Raw genomic sequence first — 17,034 nt, 5'->3', positions numbered from 1 at the left:
TAAAATAATGAAATAATGAAAGCGAATAACCACAATTTTTACCAATTACTTAACAGCGTTAGAAAAACTAATGACGTTAAGCAGTATTTATGGTACGCTGCAACAAACTCCGTTTACCATATCAACAGAATATTACGACTACTTAATTACTAGCTCACCCTACATCAAATGCATATCGAAAAACAAGTACACAAAGCAATGCCCTCACAATTTATATCATCATTAATAAACATTAACTCTCACAACATGAAACGCATCATCTTAGGACTCGTAGCAATAACACTACTATATAGTTGCTCCTCAACGCCGGCAGCGCAAACCGCTCCGCCGCCGCCATCGTTACCCGTAGCTACAGTTGTAGCCGGTACCGACACCACTTACCAGGAATACCCTGCCTCAATTGAAGGCATAGTAAACGTGGAGATCCGCCCGCAGGTTAGCGGTACTTTAGATAAAGTATTTGTTGACGAAGGCGCTTTTGTAAGTGCAGGTCAGCCAATATTTAAAATCAATGAGTTGCCATATCGTGCAGCTTACAATAATGCATTGGCAAGTCAGCATGCTGCAGAAGCATCACAGGCAAACGCTCAGCTTGAAATTGATAAACTAACCCCGTTGGTTGCCAATAAAGTAGTATCCGACTATCAATTAAAAACAGCTAAAGCCACCTACCAGGTAGCAACAGCCAATGTTGAACAGGCAAAAGCAAACGTATCTACTGCCTCTATCAACTTAGGTTATACAACTATTAAAGCACCTGTAAGCGGTTATATTGGCCGCCTGCAAAAGAAACAGGGAAGTTTGGTTTCGCCAACAGATGTTGATGCATTAACCTTATTATCTGATGTGCATAACGTACACGTTTACTTCTCACTTGGCGAAAAGGATTTTGTAGCCTTTAAAGAACAATATCCTGGTGAAACCTTAAAAGACAAACTGAAAGGATTGCCACCGGTAACCTTATTATTGGCCGATGAAACTCAATACGCGAAAGAGGGCAGTATTGATATGATCGACGGTCAGTTTGATAAAAACACCGGCGCTATAACATTAAGGGCAAGTTTCCCTAACGCGCAGGGTCTTTTACGCTCCGGCAACACCGGTAAGATCCGTTTAAGCTTACTACACAAAGATGCTTTAATCATACCCGCATCAGCAACTGTTGATATGCAGGATAAAACGTTCGTATTTACCGTAGGCGATAGCAGCAAAGTGAAAAAACAGGCTATTACCATTATTGGTAAAACCGGCGACAATTACCTGGTTAAAGACGGCGTAAAAGTAGGCGACCAGATTGTATTAAGCGGCATTGATAAATTACAGGAGGGCATGGTGATCCAGCCTCAAAAAGCGACAGATAAAACTGCCGCAGTAATAAAGAAATAATACATACACTTAAACTTTAAAGTCATGTTTCAAAAATTTATAGAAAGACCGGTACTTTCAACTGTTATCTCCATATTGTTGGTGATAGTTGGTATACTTGGTTTAACAAAATTGCCCCTGGAGCGGTTTCCGAATATCGCCCCTCCTTCGGTATTGGTATCTGCTGTATACCCGGGCGCTAACGCCGAAACTATTTTACGTTCGGTAACCCCGTCATTAGAAGAAGCAATTAATGGTGTGGAAGACATGACCTACATGACTTCCACTGCCAGTAATGATGGTACTTTAGGCATCACGGTTTATTTTAAACAAGGTACCAATCCCGATCAGGCTGCGGTGAACGTTCAAAACCGTGTTTCACAGGCAACAAGCCAGTTACCGGCAGAGGTTGTACAATATGGTATAACTACTACCAAACAGCAAAACAGTTTTATTGGCGCTATGGGTATTTACTCAGAAGACCCCAAAAAATACGATGCGACCTTTGTAAATAACTACGCGCAGATCAATATCATTCCCGAACTTAAACGTATCCAGGGAGTAGGTTCTGCCCAGGTATTTGGCGGTATTAAGGATTATTCTATGCGTGTTTGGTTAAATCCTGCTCAATTAGCTACTTACAAAATTACACCTGCCGAGGTGATGGCAGCCATACAGGACAAAAACCTGGAAGCTGCTCCCGGTAAATTTGGCGAGCAAAGCACTGAAGCATTTGAATATGTAATTAAATACAAAGGCAAGCTTACCACGCCGGAAGAATATCAAAATATCGCTATCCGTGCAAATGCCGATGGTTCCGTATTACATTTAAGAGATGTAGCACGGGTTGAGCTTGGAGCATACAGCTACGCTAGTGTAAACCGCTTAAACGGGCATGAAGGTATCACCGTTGGTATTATACAGCTGGCAGGCTCAAACGCTAACCAGATACAGATTGATATTGATAAGCTGATGGTGAAATTATCAAAGGATTTCCCGGCAGGTATCAAATACAACCAGTTCTATCGTACAAAAACCGATCTTGATGAATCCATTGACCAGGTTGAACATACACTGGTAGAAGCTTTCGTACTGGTATTTATCGTGGTATTTATATTCCTGCAGGATTTCAGGTCTACATTGATCCCGGCTATAGCAGTTCCGGTAGCTATTATTGGTACATTCTTCTTCATGAACATCTTCGGGTTCTCTGTTAACCTTTTAACCTTATTCGCCCTTGTATTGGCCATTGGCATTGTGGTGGATGACGCGATTGTGGTGGTGGAGGCGGTGCATGCCAAAATGGAGCATGATCCAAGCCTTACCCCGAAACAGGCAACCACCGGGGCCATGAGTGAAATAAGCGGTGCAATTATATCCATTACGCTGGTTATGGCGGCGGTGTTTTTACCGGTTAGCTTTATGACAGGTTCAACAGGTATATTTTACAGGCAGTTTGCATTAACAATGTCAATAGCCATCGTTATATCAGCGGTTAACGCTTTAACATTAAGCCCTGCTCTTGCGGCATTATTCTTAAAGAATAAACATACTGCAGATGGCCATGAAGCACCTAAAAAAGGTTTTGTTGAGAAATTTTACGCAGGCTTTAACGGCAGCTTTAATTACATGACCAACAGGTACATAGGCGGCTTAAAAATTCTTATCCGCAATAAATGGATCAGTATGGCCGGGCTTGCATTAGTAATTGCTGTTACAGTTTTCCTGGTAGAAAGAACAAAAACAGGCTTTATACCTACCGAGGATCAGGGTTTCGTGGCTATCGCGGTTTCAACACCATCCGGAACTTCATTGGCCAATACCAATAAAATACTAAAACAAGCTGAAGCACAGCTAAATACTATGCCATCATCAAGATTTGTGATGTCATTGGCGGGCTTTAACTTTTTAACACTTTCCAACAGCCCGTCAGCTGGTCAGATCTTCCTGTTGTTAAAACCTAATAAAGACAGGGGTGCTGTTAAGAATATTGATGATATACAAAATATTGTAAGGGGTAAAATGGCGGGCATACCCGGCGGTACGTTCTTCGTATTCAGCTTTCCAACCGTTCCTGGTTTTAGTAACGTAGAAGCTATGGACGTAATGTTGCAGGATAAAACCAATGGCAGGCTGGATAAATTTAGCGGTGTAGCCAGCAATTTTATCGGAAAACTAATGGCTAAACCGGCAATTGCCTATGCTTTTACCTCTTTCAAAGCAGATTACCCACAGCTACAATTAGAAGTTGATGACGAAAAAGCTGCCCAACTTGGGGTAAATGTTAAAGACATTTTGTCAACCATGCAGGCTTACTTCGGTACCGCTCAAGCGTCGGACTTTAACCGTTTTGGTAAGTACTACCGTGTGATCGTCCAGGCTGATATTGCCGACAGGACAGACCCGGCATCAATTGACCGCGTGTTTGTTAAAAACAGCGCAGGTGAAAATGTACCGATCAACACGCTTGTTAAACTAACCCGTGTATATGGTTCAGAAACGGCTTCACGTTATAATCTCTTTAACTCTATCGAGGTAAACGCTATCCCTAAACCGGGCTACAGCTCAGGTGACGCGATCAAAGCTATAGAGGAAACAGCCAAAGAGCAATTGCCAACCGGCTATGCTTATGAGTTCTCCGGTCAAACTCGTGAAGAGATCTCATCAGGTGGGCAATCAGGTATAATATTTATGCTTTGTTTGATATTTGTATACTTCTTATTAGCAGCGCAGTACGAAAGTTACATCCTGCCTTTGGCAGTAATACTTTCTATACCAACAGGTATACTTGGTGTGTTTGTGGTATTAGGCTTAACAGGTATCGAAAACAACATCTATGTACAGGTAGCGCTCATTATGCTTATCGGCTTATTGGCCAAGAACGCGATCCTGATCATTGAGTTCGCGGTACAGCGGCGCAGGGCAGGCCATGGTTTGGTTGAGTCAGCTATAGAAGCAGCCAGGCTAAGGATAAGGCCAATCATCATGACATCACTGGCATTCGTGTTCGGTTTGTTCCCGATGAGTATCGCAACCGGTCCATCTGCACAGGGTAACCACTCTATTAGTATAGGTGCCGCAGGTGGGATGGTTTCAGGGGTAATACTGGGCTTATTTATTATCCCGGTACTGTTCGTGATATTCCAGGCCTTGCAGGAAAAAATATCAGGAGTGCCTGTACCACCAGCACTTAATGATGGTGAAAATGCCCACATCAACGGTAATGCGGTTGTATTGGCAGATGAGTATTCAGCATAATTAAAAATGATCAATAACATGAAAAATATATTATACAGTGCCGCTTTTCTATTGCTGTTGAGCGCCTGTAACGTATCGAAAGACGTACAAACACCCAAGCCCGCGTTACCTGATACTTTCAGGAACGCGGCTGCTACCAAGGATACCACCAGCATTGGCGATATACAATACAGAAGCTTTTTTGCCGATCCAACTTTGCAAACGTTGATCGACAGCGCTATCACCAGAAATTATGATATGCAGATAGCTGTTAAAAATATCGAGGCTTCGCAATTATTGTTTAAACAGGTAAAATGGAACAATGTGCCACAGGTTGATCTGAATGTATCTGCCAACTCAAGTCGCCCATCAGACAATAGTTTGGACGGATTGAGCCTGGCCCAGGACAAGATCAGCACAAAGCACATTGAAACTTACCAGGCTGATATCTCCCTTTCATGGGAGGCTGATATCTGGGGTAAGATCCGCAGCCAAAGCAAACTGGCTTTTGCCAATTATCTGCAAACACAGGAAGCTAAAAAGCTGATCCAGACCAATATTGTGGCCAGCGTATCACAAGGTTACTATAACCTGCTGATGCTTGACGAACAGTTGAACATTGCCAAAAGCAATGTACGTTTAAATGACAGCACTATCCGCATCATTAAATTACAGTACGATGCCGGGCAGGTAACTTCATTAGCCGTTCAACAAGCCGAAGCACAGGAGCAAACCGCTGCGGAATTGATCCCCCAATTTGAACAGAACATTGCTATACAGGAAAATGCACTGAGCATTTTAGCCGGACAATTACCTGAGAAGATCACCCGCAGCACTACGCTTGATCAGATCACTATGCCTGCTAATTTATCAACAGGCATACCATCGGCCATGGTTAGTCGCCGCCCTGATGTACAGAGCGCTGAACTGGCTTTAGTTGTTGCCAATGCCAACGTTGGTATTAACAAAGCATCAATGTACCCTGCCCTGCGCATAACTGCCGATGGTGGTGTAAATTCATTTAAGGCCAGCAATTGGTTCAACATACCATCATCATTATTTGGTATAGTTGCCGGTAGCGTATTGCAACCATTGTTAGATCATAAGGAGTTAAAAACCCAATATGATGTGGCACAGGTAAACCGCGAAAAAGCGGTACTCCAATTCAGGCAAACGGTGTTAAATGCCGTGGGCGATGTATCTGACGCACTGGTTAAGATCGAAAAGCTGAACCAGCAGGAAACAATTGCCGCGAAAAGGGTGAACACCCTAAATCAGGCTACAGCCAATGCCAGCCTGCTCTTTAAAAATGGCATGGCCGATTATCTTGAGGTAATCACAGCACAAAGCAATGTACTGCAAAGTCAGCTTGAACTGGCAACCATTAAAAGAGACGAGTTGAGCGCTGTATCAGAGCTTTACCAATCCTTAGGTGGTGGTTGGAGATAATACTTACAACAAAATCATAAAACAAAGAAGCCTGGCGGAGAATATCTGCCGGGCTTCTTTGTTTTTATGTCCCGGCCGTTCAAGCGTCCGCGCTTGAACGATAAAGAACTCGAGCGTCCTCGCTCGTTGAAACAATACATGAGCGAGGACGCTCATAAATGCTTAAGTTCAAGCGTGGACGCTCGTAATTGTATAGGTTCAAGCGTAGACGCTTGAACCGGCGGCTAGTATGACATTCTATCAATGATCCGAAGACGGCACAACCACAGCCTTTGTCTTATCGCGCTTAGTAACAAATAATAACAACGGTAGCACTATCGCGAAGAAGAAGCCGATCAAAAAGTAACCATCCAGGTAGCTGGAAAATGACGATTGCTTTACTACCACCAATTCAATCAACTGCATAGCCTTTTGTTTGGCATCCAATAAACCAAAACCCTTTTGCTGAAACAGGTGCGTATAAGCACTAACCCTCGCTATTGATATCGGGTTATCATTAGTGATATGCGTGATCAAATCCATACGATGTGAGGCTATCCTGCGGGCCACATAAGTATTAATAATAGAGATACCAAATGAACCACCTAACTGCCGCATCATATTATTTAATGCTGTGCCTTGCGGCATGTCCTTAGCCTCCAGTGATGATACAGCCAATGTACCGAGCGGAACGGTTAACAAAGCCATCCCTATTGCCCTAAAAATGAGGTTCAGCGTAATATTAAAAGCAGGGGTTTCCAAATTGATCCGCGACATGGACCAGTTGAAATAAATAAAACATAGAAAGCCAAACAAAACGATCAAAGCTGGTGAAACTCCCTTCTGCAATAATTTACCGGTAACAATCAGCGCTATTACAGCCACAATAGAACCCGGCAATAGCAGCAACCCCGATTGTGTGGGCGTAAAACCTAATATCCGCTGCGCCACAACAGGCGTTAGGTAAATGGAGGTATACATTCCCATCCCCGTAATAAAAGTGAGCACAGCCGCTATGCTTAGCGACCTGAACCTTAATATATGCAGGTTAACCACGGGGTTTTTTATATGCAGTTCCCAGATGATGAAGGCGGTTAAAGCCAGTATAGCCAGCACGGTTAAGAAAGTAATATACCCTGCCGAGAACCAGTCGTCGGTTTGGCCGCGTTCCAGTACTACCTGTAATGAGCCTATGCCCACTATCAACAACATGATCCCTACCCAATCAATTTTCCTGGCTTTTTGCCTTATCGGTTCATACAATAAAAACAGGCAGGATACAGCTGCGGTTATCCCGATAGGTATGTTGATATAAAAGATCCACGGCCATGAATAATTCTCGGTAATATAACCGCCCAGAGTTGGCCCAATGGTCGGACCAATAAAAATACCTATGCCAAACAAGGCGCTGGCCACGTTTTGTTTTTCCTTCGGGAAAAGCTCATAAACCACCGTAGCCGATACTGACAGCAAAGCGCCGCCACCCAATCCCTGCAAAAACCGGAAACCCACCAGCTCCCATATATTGGTAGCGTTACCACACATAAAGGAGCACACGGTAAATAGTATAATAGAGCCTATATAATAATTCCTTCGCCCAAGGTTATTAGCTAAAAAGCTGGTCATGGGGATGATGATCACATTGGCTATCGCATATGAGGTGATCACCCATGAAGTATCCTCCAAAGTAGCGCCTAAATTGCCACTCATATAGTTAAGCGCAACGTTAACAATAGAGGTATCGATCAGTTCCATAATAGCGGCCGCTATTACGGTTATTAAAAGCAGTTGTCGTTTTAAGGGAGTCATAATTTATACCAATTGGTATTTTAATTGATAAAAGTTTTCATCATTCTGAATTAGATACAGCACTCTTATTGATTGCTATTCATAATACAAATATACCAATCGGTATATTATTAAAACTATCATTTCCATTTATTACGCAGTTATGGCAAAGGGGAATACTATTATATTTTCAGAAAGATTGCATTTTGCTTTTATTCCCTCCCATGGGAGGGGTGCGGTTGAATGTGAAGTGGCAGGGAGGGGTTTAGACACCAAATAAACTGTTAAACCCCACCCTTCCCCGCCCCGAGGCGGGAATCGCACAATGCCCATGCTCCATTATTTTCCGTCATTGACATCTATGATTTTTACTAAAACAACAAAGGCAGCCATTTGAGCTGCCTTTTTAAGCCCCTCTTCTTTGGAGAGGAGTTGAGTTGAGGTTTAAATCTCTATACTTTCAATAGCCTTATCCAAAGCCAATTCTTTCAGATCCGGTACATTTAAGCCCTCAGCACGGTACACGGTAACATCGGTCATTCCTAAAAAGCCAAATACCGACCTTAAATAAGGCTCAGTAAAATCATAAGCTTTCATAAATCCTTCCGTATACACACCGCCGCTAGAAATAGCCAGGTAAATCTTCTTTCCCTTAACCAATCCCTCTGCGCCCTTTTCAGAGTAGCTGAAGGTTTGGCCCGCACGGCAAATGTGATCTATCCATGCCTTTAATGAGGAATGTAAGCTAAAATTATACATCGGCACACCGATCACTATAACATCGGCATCCTTTAATTCAGCAATAGCCTCATCCGAATGTTTAACCGCTTCAACCAATTCAGGTGACCTGTTTTCAGCAGGCGTAAAAAATGAGTTGATGTGTACTTCCTCCAAATGCGGGAAACCATTTTTAGTCAAATCATGTACTTTAACCGTACTATCGGGGTTAGCTTCCTGTAATTTTTCAACTATAGCCTCACTCAATTTGATGCTTGTTGATGCCGCGCCGCGCGGACTGGATATCAATTGTAATATTTTCATTTTTACTTTCGTTTTTTGATTACGAAAACAAACCTACATACTATTGGTATCAAAAAGATACTACTATCCTAAAGGATACCGGTATCTTTTAGGATAGTGTTAATGGTTTGTAATTAAATGGGTAGCCGGAGCTGGATTGAATGGCTATCTACCGAAAATATGCCTCCAGTATTTTCTTAAAATGAGTGACCTTACTAAAAAACCATATCAAATTGAGAGGCCTTTTCTGTTTACTTTTTAATTCCCGATAAAATAAATTTATTCATTTATACAGCATTACGCACCATTTAGGCTTACTGCATATAACGGGCATTCTTTTGGCATACCTGCAAGTACAGTTACAGAACGGAACGTGTTCTTTAACTGAAATAATTTACAGAAATGGAAGATGAACGAATTATTGTAAGGTCGGCAGTTGCGGCTGATGTGGTCTTTGCCGACGAGATCATTCACGAAATGGAAAGTTCAGCGATAGCACGAGGCTCAGGAATATCAAAACGCTCCGCAGCCGCCATCATTGAAAAAATAGACACCGGTAAGGCAATAGTAGCCGTAACCGAAACCGGCGAATGGGCAGGCTTCTCCTACATTGAAGCATGGGATAACGAACAGCTGGTATCCAACAGCGGGCTCATCGTTTCGCCAAAACACCGTAACCAGGGTGTGGCCGCCCAAATCAAAACACAAATTTTTGAACTATCGCGCAGCAAGTATCCTGATGCAAAAATATTCAGCATCACCTCGGGCCTCGCTATCATGAAAATGAATACTCGCCTGGGCTTTGAGCCGGTTACCTATGCTGAAATAGCGCACGACCAAACCTTTTGGGATGGCTGCAAAAGTTGCGTTAACTATAATGTGCTGCAAAGCAAGAACAGGTGCAACTGCCTTTGCACCGCCATGTTATTTGATCCTAAATTAAACTAAAACAGAATGATGATGGAAAATGTAAATGAAATGCCGGAAGTTTCCTTTGTACAGCAAAGCCTGCCGGTTAACCCAATGCTGTTTAGCAAATCAGTTACCCTTTTACAGCAACTGATAGCCATACCATCCTATAGCGGCGAGGAAGCCAAAGCGGCCGACCTTGTACAGCATTATTTGGAGAGTTACAGCATTAAAACCAATAGACTGGGGAACAACATCTGGTGCTATAACAAGCATTTTGATGCCGCCAAGCCTACTATCCTGCTAAACTCGCACCTTGATACAGTAAAACCGAACGAAAATTATACCAATAACCCATTTTGCCCCGAGATAACAAATGGTCGCTTATATGGCCTGGGCAGTAATGATGCGGGCGGATGCCTGGTTTCGCTCATAGCAGCCTTTTGGCACTTTTACAGTTACCGGGGACTAAGCTTTAACCTTTGCCTTGCCGCTACTGCCGAAGAAGAGAACTCCGGCAAAAATGGCATCAGTTCTATCCTGCCCTTATTGGGTAATTTGGAGCTGGGCATAGTTGGAGAACCAACACTCTTACAAATGGCGGTAGCCGAACGGGGAAACCTGGTAATAGACTGCATTAGCACCGGCAGGCCAGGTCATGCAGCGCGCGCGGAGGGTGATAATGCCATTTACAAATGCCTGCAGGATATTGAATGGTTCAGAAATTTCAGGTTCCCGGAACGGTTAAAGGGCCTGGCACCTGTAAAGATGACCGTTACCGAAATTAAGGCAGGCATACAACATAATATAGTACCGGCCAAATGCGAGTTTACGGTTGATATCAGGAATGATGATACTTATTCGCACCAGCAAATAATGGATATCATTAGGGCTAATACAACGGTACAGTTTACCGCCCGGCCAAGCGCGCTAAGTGCCTCATCTGTACCGATGGATCATCCCATAGTTAAAACTGGCACTGCCATCGGCTGCAAAACTTATAGCTCACCCACCTCATCAGACCAGGCATGGCTAAATATCCCATCGGTAAAAATAGGGCCCGGAGATTCCGCACGCTCCCATTCAGCCAATGAATTTATCTTTTTAGAAGAGATTAAAAAGGGCATCAACCTTTATATTAAACTACTGGATACATTGCCGCTGATGCTGATAAATAATCCGCCGGCCTATAAAAACGAGGCGAAATTTATTGACAATTGACCATAAAACAAGCACCGGACAGCCGGTGTTTGTTTTATATTTTAAATTAATCTATCAGAAAAACAGCAACTTACAAGCAATATTTAATTATATTCTATAAAATCTATCTATTTAGTAGAATATAAAAATAATTTATATATTTGCATTGTAAAACAAGGCAATGAACACGATTTCACATCTCCCCAAAAGCACAAATTTCCATCTCACGCTTCGCGATATGGGCGTGTATTGTTGTTGTTGATCCATACCTCCATCCTCATTAAATAGCTACTTTTACAGGTACCTATCATTTACAAAACAAATTCACCGGGACATCCAACAAAACTCAGCTAATTGCTGGGTATAACAATATTTTAATTTTAACTACCTATGTCAAAAACGCAAATTCACCAGCAGGTACTTGGAGCCAATGCTGAGTATGTTAAGCATTTCGGCAATAAATCAGAGTTGGCTTTACCACCAGCCAGGCAATTTGCCATACTTACCTGCATGGATGCCCGCCTCGATCCGGCTAAATATGCAGGTCTTGCCGAAGGTGATGCCCATGTTATCCGCAATGCAGGCGGCCGTGCCAGTGATGATGCCATACGTTCGCTCATTATCTCACATAAACTACTGGGTACTAAAGAATGGTTTGTGATCCATCACACCGATTGTGGTATGGAGCTATTCACTAATGACATTATCCAGAATCTGCTGGCTAAAAGCCTGGCAACTGCTACAGTTGATGAAAAGGGCTGGCGCAATGTGCAGGAAGAAGGCGGATCAGACGAAGCCCGGTTTGTTAACTTTTTAACCATTAAAAATCTTGAAACCAGCGTAAGCGAGGATGTGCAAAGGATAAAAAGTCACCCTTTGGTAGCTAAGGATATCCCGGTTTATGGCTATATCTACGATGTTAAATCAGGTAAATTAATAGAAGTCCCCCAAGTAAATTAGTTATCCAAAAGGTCAGGTGGCCGAGCGGTTAGGCACAGGTCTGCAAAACCTGCAACAGCGGTTCAAATCCGCTTCTGACCTCCTTTTGATTTAGTTTTTTTTTAGTTTAGTTTTCGCTTATTTGAAAAGTCAGCGGGTAGTGTCGCTGACTTTCAGATAAGTATTTTACGGCGGAGTGGCCGAGTGGTTAGGCGGGAGTCTGCAAAACTCTTTACAGCGGTTCGAACCCGCTCTCACGCCTCTTTAAGCGGCAACCGACCGGTAAACTGCGGCAAGCGCAGCAACAGTAAAATCAATTTCCTGGGCAGTATTAAATTTACTGAATGAAAACCGGATGGTATAGCCAGATGCCCCGTTATTTAATGCTTTTAATACATGCGATGCGGAACCAGTTGAACAAGCGCTTCCGCCCGAAACAGATACGCCCTGCTGATCAAGGTATGACAGCAGGTTAACATCAGTAAATGGCAGGTTTACGCTTAATACGGTGTAAAGGCTCTTATCCGCGATAGCAGAATTTCCGTTGAATGAAACACCCGGAATTTGTTCTGTTAGTTTGGCGATGAGCCTGTTCTTTAAGTTTTGTATATAGGTTTGATGTGCATCAATATCCTGGTAAGCAATTTCAAGCGCTGTAGCCAGGCCAATGATGCCGTGAATATTTTCTGTGCCTGCACGCAGCTGCCTTTCCTGCGAACCGCCATGCAATAGTTTGGTTAAGCCGGTGCCTTTACGACAATACAAAAATCCCACTCCCTTTGGCCCATGAAACTTATGTGCCGATGAAGCTATAAAATGCGCCTTTAATTTTTGCAGATCATGACGGTAATGGCCAATGGTTTGCACCGTGTCGGTATGAAAAACGGCATCGTAGCGCTCGCAGAGCTCGCCTATCGCATCAATATCATTCAAATTGCCGATCTCGTTATTGGCATGCATAACAGATACCAATGAGCGCCCGTTGTTTTTTAGCAATTGCTCCAGCTCAGCCAGATCGATTTCGCCTTGTTTATTTATGGTTAGATAATTGAGTTTGATCTCGCCCTGCTTTTCCAAATTCTCCAGCAGGTGCAACACAGCATGATGTTCCAACGGCGTAGTGATCACATTTTTTATTTGCTGTACGCGAATGGTGGATAATATAGCCGTATTATCAGCCTCAGTACCACCGCTGGTAAAAATAATTTCCTCGGGCGATGCATTGATAAGCCTGGCTATTGTCGCCCTTGCATTTTCAATAGCCAGTTTAGCCTCACGCCCATGCGCATGGTGCGATGATGGGTTGCCATAATGCTCCAGCAAATATGGGGTCATGGCTTTAAATACTGCGGTATCAAGTTGGGTAGTGGCGGCGTTGTCGAGATAGATTTTCATTTTTGCTTTTCTTTAATAATGTGTTTTTACCTGTTTCGTAAATACTTATCGCAGAGAAGCAATAGAAAATCCCGCTGAGAGGATATTAAATTCTGTTGTCATCTTATCTTTCCCCATTTTAAATGGAGCAGGAGTTAGCACCTTTTACCCAACTATTTTGTAGCCGGTACAGGTTGCTAAGACGTCATAGGGCCTTTCCCTCTGTCTTTCTGGATAAGTATTAAAGAACAATTATGATGCAAATATATAATTAATTCTATAAAATCTATATATTTACTAGTATTTAATAAATATTTTTATATTTGCATTGTAAAACAACCGCAATGAAAGCATTTTTACATATCAGTAAACACATACCAGCCCACATGGGCGTGATTACCTTACAGCCGGAACGCTGTTATTGTTGTTGTTGATCCTGCGTAATTTCCATTAATCCTTTTACCGGTTCAAGAAAATAGGTCGCGCATAGCGGATAGGATATGTTATGACTTGTTCACCGCTTCTTAGAACATTTAGACTGGTAATTCAGCCCAATATTTAATCAAATCATAAATCAATAAATCTAAAATAACTATGACATTATCAGATGTATCCCTTATCGGTAAAAAGATCCTGGTTGGTATTATCATCACCCTGGTACCTTTTATCATTATCGTAGGAGGGCTTTTCCTTACGCAAAAATTATTACAGGGCAACAGCAGTCAGCCACAGCCCGCTGTTAAACAAATTAAAACTAACAAATCATGAAAATAGATACAACCACAAAAAAACAGATAACCAGGAACCTGATCCTGAGCCTGTTTATTTACGTGCTGCCAATTGCGCTCATGTTCCTCACATTTACCATAACCGGGCAGAGGCCGTGGGAAAAGAAAGCAGCTAAAAAAGAAAACATAAAATCAATAACCAACAAAAGCAATTTTACCAATGGAAGCAACGATTGAATTCATCAAAAAAATAATAGAAAATCTTAACGGTTACGGTTTTCCGGTTTTATTAGTCTTTATTGGCGTGCTTGAATTTTCATTCGGCCTGTACAAAGGTAAATGGCCAAAAAACGAGCGCTGGGTTGATATCGCCTGCTTTATTGTAGTGCCCCTTGTAATCAGGCCTGCATTTGGTTTATTTGGCTTAAAAGTGTTACCGGCACTACTACCTGCCTATAAAAATATATTCAGCTGGGTACCCCTATTCTGGGGCGTTGCCATTATAGCCGTTGCTGATGACCTTACCCAATACTGGTACCACCGCTTGCATCACCAGATTCCATGGTTATGGAGGTTTCACCGTACACACCATTCAGCATCGTACATGGGTATGGCTATGGCTAACAGGCAAAATCTTATTTATACCATTTTCTTTTCGCAGGTTTATTTAACCACGGCCCTTGTTTATCTGGGTCTGGGTATACCTGCTATAATTGTAGGCATAATCAAAGGAACTATTACTACTTTGGCGCACTCCAGCATTCCCTGGGATAAGCCATTATACAAATACAAAATATTGCACCCTATTGCCTGGGTGTTGGAGCGCACCATATCAACCCCGGCTACACACCACGCCCACCATGCCGCCAGTACTGATGATGGTATAGGTTATTACAAAGGCAACTTTGGCAATATGTTTTTCCTGTGGGATATCATTTTTGGCACCGCGCTTATAACACGCCAGTACCCAAAAGCCTACGGCATATCGCATTATGCAGGCGACCAATGGTATGCACAGTTATTATGGCCGATATTTAAATCAAAGGTTGAAGGCAGTGAGCTGGCTGCTGCGGGACCGATGGTTCGTATTGATATTGATAAAGAAACTGACGAGCAAAATAATGTGAAGGTTAATGAAAGTAAGCCAGCGTTGGTGGCTGTATCGTAAACAGTAAGGCAAATATTTAACTCACCCTGTCTTTTGCTTCGCTCGACATCCCTCTTTACGCTTTAGCGTAGAGCGGGATTTTCTTTTTCTGCCCTCTTTGCGCCGCAGGCGGAGAGAGGGCGACAAGCGCAGCGATGTCGGGTGAGTCGACGGAGCGCGTTATACCAAATACTACTTCCCCAACCCCAAATCCTTCAACCCCCAATCCTGCATCACACCAATAACGGGCATTAATGAATGCCCAAGCTCCGTAAGTTTATACTCAACACGTGGCGGTATCTCAGCGTAAATGGTGCGTTCCAGTATCTTGTCGTCTTCCAGTTCACGTAACTGGTTAACCAGCATCTGCTTGCTGATGATGGGCAAAGCCTTTTGCAGCTTGCTAAAGCGGTTACAATTTTTGCTGACTGCATATATGATCAGGATCTTCCATTTGCCACCAATCTTGTTCATGCAATGCGTAACCGGACAATTGTAGGGGTTAAAATCTTTGTTTTTACGTATCTGTTCCATTAGTCTAAAAAAATGTACTATATAGCTGTATATGTACTACTTGCATTTACAGAACAAAGGTAACAACTTTGCTATATCAATCATCAAAATCATGACCATAGCACAAACCAAACAGTTTATACAAAGCAGCGAATGGGTAAGCATTGTTACCGAGTTAAGGCCATCAAAAGACAGGGCCACAGGCAATATCAAACCTTTTTATTTATGGCGAACTTTTAAGTTTTCGCCGGGCGATAAATTTGAATGCACGGTTATTAATTACGCCGATGCCGGCGGCAAAGTACCATTAGTTAAAATTGTGATCAAAGGCCATAACGTGTGGCAGGGCGAGCACCCTATAGTAAAAGGCGCTTATAACGTTGATTATGTTGCCGATGAAGCCTACGAAATAACCCCATTGCACCAGGGCTTTGCCGATGCCGTAAACCAGGCCCCTGCAAATGGCTTAAATAAATGGGAAGTAAATGTAATGCAGGATATAAAAGCAAAAACATTCCCTGCATTTGGCCTTGCCGAAGGGCAGATATATGTGGATTATGACCTGGTATATATTCTCAACGACCTGCTTTTTATGGGCAGCAAACATGTTGACGGCCGCGCATTTGATACCCCCGAAAACAGGCCAACCAATTTGCAGATCCCTTTAATGAAGAAATAATTGTCCTTGCCAACATTTCAAAATTGAAAATTGCGATTATAACATTAGCTTCAAACTAAAACCTTTACTATTCCTTACTGTTGTACTTAAAAAATTGTGTTAAATTTCAAAAAACAGTTAACATAATGATAATATTGAATTAACTTGCAAATAACATACTTTTGCACAGATACTTATCAAATTATATGAAGAACAATAAACAGAAATCGTCAGTAAAGTCAGCACGCAAACAAGCGATATCAGATATTAAATTACGCCTGGTAACCGATTTAAACGAAGTAACCGGCAAAATAGGCGAAGGCTCTAAAAAATTAGCTAAAGAGATAAAAAAAGGCTCTAAAAAATTAGCTAAAAAAGTTGCAAGTGAAATTAAGTTTGAAGTTGCCGCTGTAACCGAAAAAGTTAAGGCGGAAAAAGCACCTAAAGCAGACAAAACACCGAAAACAGAAAAAGCAGCTAAACCCAAAAAAGATACTGCTAAAGCACCGGCATTAGAAACACCAAAGCCAGCAGCCAAAGTAGTTGCGACTAAAACTAAAGCACCAGCTTTGGTAACACCAAAACCAGCAGCCAAAGTAGTTGCAGCCAAAGCTAAAGCAACAGCAGTGAAAAAGCCACAAGTTGATACAGCTGCACCATCAGCTGAAGACGGCAGAACATTACCAGACTAATTTAGCCTCATTATTATAATTAAATACTGTAAATCC

15 protein-coding genes, 2 tRNA genes and 1 riboswitch are annotated in these 17,034 nt (G+C 42.4%); of the genes, 13 read left to right on the top strand and 4 right to left on the bottom strand.

Annotation, left to right across the window (positions count from 1 at the left end; translation table 11 throughout):
• Positions 1-246 precede the first annotated feature (246 nt).
• From BLU33_RS03840 to BLU33_RS03830, 3 genes are read left to right on the top strand one after another with little or no spacing between them, the layout of a single operon-like run.
• A complete protein-coding gene (locus BLU33_RS03840; RefSeq protein ID WP_091380159.1) occupies positions 247-1,386 on the top strand; it encodes an efflux RND transporter periplasmic adaptor subunit in 1,140 nt (379 codons plus the stop codon).
• Between the two features lie 24 nt (positions 1,387-1,410).
• A complete protein-coding gene (locus BLU33_RS03835; protein WP_091369517.1) occupies positions 1,411-4,623 on the top strand; it encodes an efflux RND transporter permease subunit in 3,213 nt (1,070 codons plus the stop codon).
• A gap of 18 nt (positions 4,624-4,641) precedes the next feature.
• Positions 4,642-6,051, top strand: coding sequence for an efflux transporter outer membrane subunit (locus tag BLU33_RS03830; RefSeq protein WP_172829210.1), 1,410 nt, complete (start codon positions 4,642-4,644; stop codon positions 6,049-6,051).
• 240 nt (positions 6,052-6,291) lie between these two features.
• On the opposite strand, the gene BLU33_RS03825 is transcribed toward BLU33_RS03830, so the two are convergent.
• Both BLU33_RS03825 and BLU33_RS03820 read right to left on the bottom strand, forming a co-directional pair.
• The gene (locus BLU33_RS03825; protein WP_091369512.1) at positions 6,292-7,839 is read right to left on the bottom strand and encodes a DHA2 family efflux MFS transporter permease subunit; all 1,548 of its coding nucleotides are present in this window, start codon (positions 7,837-7,839) and stop codon (positions 6,292-6,294) included.
• Positions 7,840-8,262: 423 nt separating this feature from the next.
• On the bottom strand, positions 8,263-8,859 hold the full coding sequence (locus BLU33_RS03820; protein ID WP_091369508.1) for an FMN-dependent NADH-azoreductase: 597 nt from the start codon (positions 8,857-8,859) through the stop codon (positions 8,263-8,265).
• Between the two features lie 381 nt (positions 8,860-9,240).
• Between BLU33_RS03820 and BLU33_RS03815 the strand changes: the two genes are divergently transcribed.
• The 5 genes from BLU33_RS03815 to BLU33_RS03795 all read left to right on the top strand — a co-directional run bounded on the left by BLU33_RS03815 (position 9,241) and on the right by BLU33_RS03795 (position 12,148).
• Positions 9,241-9,786: an N-acetyltransferase gene (locus BLU33_RS03815; protein WP_091369505.1), complete on the top strand. Its 546-nt coding sequence runs from the start codon at positions 9,241-9,243 to the stop codon at positions 9,784-9,786.
• A gap of 6 nt (positions 9,787-9,792) precedes the next feature.
• Positions 9,793-10,968, top strand: coding sequence for a M20 family metallo-hydrolase (locus BLU33_RS03810; RefSeq protein ID WP_317040554.1), 1,176 nt, complete (start codon positions 9,793-9,795; stop codon positions 10,966-10,968).
• A 369-nt stretch (positions 10,969-11,337) separates the two neighbouring features.
• Positions 11,338-11,907, top strand: a complete 570-nt coding sequence (locus BLU33_RS03805) for a beta-class carbonic anhydrase (RefSeq protein ID WP_091369502.1) — start codon at positions 11,338-11,340, stop codon at positions 11,905-11,907.
• A 10-nt stretch (positions 11,908-11,917) separates the two neighbouring features.
• A tRNA-Cys gene (locus BLU33_RS03800) sits at positions 11,918-11,988 on the top strand.
• A gap of 88 nt (positions 11,989-12,076) precedes the next feature.
• A tRNA-Cys gene (locus tag BLU33_RS03795) sits at positions 12,077-12,148 on the top strand.
• A 2-nt stretch (positions 12,149-12,150) separates the two neighbouring features.
• On the opposite strand, the gene BLU33_RS03790 is transcribed toward BLU33_RS03795, so the two are convergent.
• Positions 12,151-13,281, bottom strand: coding sequence for a cysteine desulfurase family protein (locus tag BLU33_RS03790; protein WP_091369499.1), 1,131 nt, complete (start codon positions 13,279-13,281; stop codon positions 12,151-12,153).
• A gap of 100 nt (positions 13,282-13,381) precedes the next feature.
• A riboswitch (SAM riboswitch) is annotated at positions 13,382-13,501 on the bottom strand.
• A 353-nt stretch (positions 13,502-13,854) separates the two neighbouring features.
• On the opposite strand from BLU33_RS03790, the gene BLU33_RS25005 reads away from it, so the two are divergent.
• The 3 genes from BLU33_RS25005 to BLU33_RS03780 are packed head-to-tail and all read left to right on the top strand — an operon-like array spanning position 13,855 to position 15,156.
• Positions 13,855-14,028 carry a hypothetical protein gene (locus tag BLU33_RS25005; protein WP_157682043.1) on the top strand — a complete coding sequence of 58 codons (174 nt, stop codon included), beginning with the start codon at positions 13,855-13,857 and terminating at the stop codon, positions 14,026-14,028.
• Positions 14,025-14,225, top strand: a complete 201-nt coding sequence (locus BLU33_RS03785; RefSeq protein ID WP_091369496.1) for a hypothetical protein — start codon at positions 14,025-14,027, stop codon at positions 14,223-14,225. Before BLU33_RS25005 ends, BLU33_RS03785 begins: the two co-directional genes overlap by 4 nt.
• Positions 14,209-15,156 carry a sterol desaturase family protein gene (locus tag BLU33_RS03780; RefSeq protein ID WP_091369492.1) on the top strand — a complete coding sequence of 316 codons (948 nt, stop codon included), beginning with the start codon at positions 14,209-14,211 and terminating at the stop codon, positions 15,154-15,156. Before BLU33_RS03785 ends, BLU33_RS03780 begins: the two co-directional genes overlap by 17 nt.
• 171 nt (positions 15,157-15,327) lie before the next feature.
• Here BLU33_RS03780 and BLU33_RS03775 read toward each other — a convergent pair whose 3' ends face one another.
• Positions 15,328-15,669: a winged helix-turn-helix transcriptional regulator gene (locus tag BLU33_RS03775; RefSeq protein WP_091369489.1), complete on the bottom strand. Its 342-nt coding sequence runs from the start codon at positions 15,667-15,669 to the stop codon at positions 15,328-15,330.
• A gap of 91 nt (positions 15,670-15,760) precedes the next feature.
• Between BLU33_RS03775 and BLU33_RS03770 the strand changes: the two genes are divergently transcribed.
• Positions 15,761-16,327 (top strand): hypothetical protein, encoded by a 567-nt coding sequence (locus tag BLU33_RS03770; protein WP_091380153.1) that lies wholly within the window; start codon positions 15,761-15,763, stop codon positions 16,325-16,327.
• A gap of 185 nt (positions 16,328-16,512) precedes the next feature.
• Positions 16,513-16,998 carry a hypothetical protein gene (locus BLU33_RS03765; RefSeq protein ID WP_091369486.1) on the top strand — a complete coding sequence of 162 codons (486 nt, stop codon included), beginning with the start codon at positions 16,513-16,515 and terminating at the stop codon, positions 16,996-16,998.
• Positions 16,999-17,034 lie beyond the last annotated feature (36 nt).

This window comes from Mucilaginibacter mallensis (assembly GCF_900105165.1).
Lineage (GTDB): Bacteria > Bacteroidota > Bacteroidia > Sphingobacteriales > Sphingobacteriaceae > Mucilaginibacter > Mucilaginibacter mallensis.
This window is presented reverse-complemented; position numbering and strand designations above follow the sequence as displayed.

What these genes read in the sequence shown, in the direction of transcription:
- BLU33_RS03810 (WP_317040554.1), top strand. Translation starts at nt 9,793, where the DNA reads ATGATGATGGAAAATGTAAATGAAATGCCGGAAGTTTCCTTTGTACAG.
- BLU33_RS03780 (WP_091369492.1), top strand. Translation starts at nt 14,209, where the DNA reads ATGGAAGCAACGATTGAATTCATCAAAAAAATAATAGAAAATCTTAAC.
- BLU33_RS03765 (WP_091369486.1), top strand. Translation starts at nt 16,513, where the DNA reads ATGAAGAACAATAAACAGAAATCGTCAGTAAAGTCAGCACGCAAACAA.
- BLU33_RS03770 (WP_091380153.1), top strand. Translation starts at nt 15,761, where the DNA reads ATGACCATAGCACAAACCAAACAGTTTATACAAAGCAGCGAATGGGTA.
- BLU33_RS03830 (WP_172829210.1), top strand. Translation starts at nt 4,642, where the DNA reads ATGAAAAATATATTATACAGTGCCGCTTTTCTATTGCTGTTGAGCGCC.
- BLU33_RS03840 (WP_091380159.1), top strand. Translation starts at nt 247, where the DNA reads ATGAAACGCATCATCTTAGGACTCGTAGCAATAACACTACTATATAGT.
- BLU33_RS03785 (WP_091369496.1), top strand. Translation starts at nt 14,025, where the DNA reads ATGAAAATAGATACAACCACAAAAAAACAGATAACCAGGAACCTGATC.
- BLU33_RS03825 (WP_091369512.1), bottom strand. Translation starts at nt 7,839, where the DNA reads ATGACTCCCTTAAAACGACAACTGCTTTTAATAACCGTAATAGCGGCC.
- BLU33_RS03835 (WP_091369517.1), top strand. Translation starts at nt 1,411, where the DNA reads ATGTTTCAAAAATTTATAGAAAGACCGGTACTTTCAACTGTTATCTCC.
- BLU33_RS03805 (WP_091369502.1), top strand. Translation starts at nt 11,338, where the DNA reads ATGTCAAAAACGCAAATTCACCAGCAGGTACTTGGAGCCAATGCTGAG.
- BLU33_RS03790 (WP_091369499.1), bottom strand. Translation starts at nt 13,281, where the DNA reads ATGAAAATCTATCTCGACAACGCCGCCACTACCCAACTTGATACCGCA.
- BLU33_RS03815 (WP_091369505.1), top strand. Translation starts at nt 9,241, where the DNA reads ATGGAAGATGAACGAATTATTGTAAGGTCGGCAGTTGCGGCTGATGTG.
- BLU33_RS03820 (WP_091369508.1), bottom strand. Translation starts at nt 8,859, where the DNA reads ATGAAAATATTACAATTGATATCCAGTCCGCGCGGCGCGGCATCAACA.
- BLU33_RS03775 (WP_091369489.1), bottom strand. Translation starts at nt 15,669, where the DNA reads ATGGAACAGATACGTAAAAACAAAGATTTTAACCCCTACAATTGTCCG.
- BLU33_RS25005 (WP_157682043.1), top strand. Translation starts at nt 13,855, where the DNA reads ATGACATTATCAGATGTATCCCTTATCGGTAAAAAGATCCTGGTTGGT.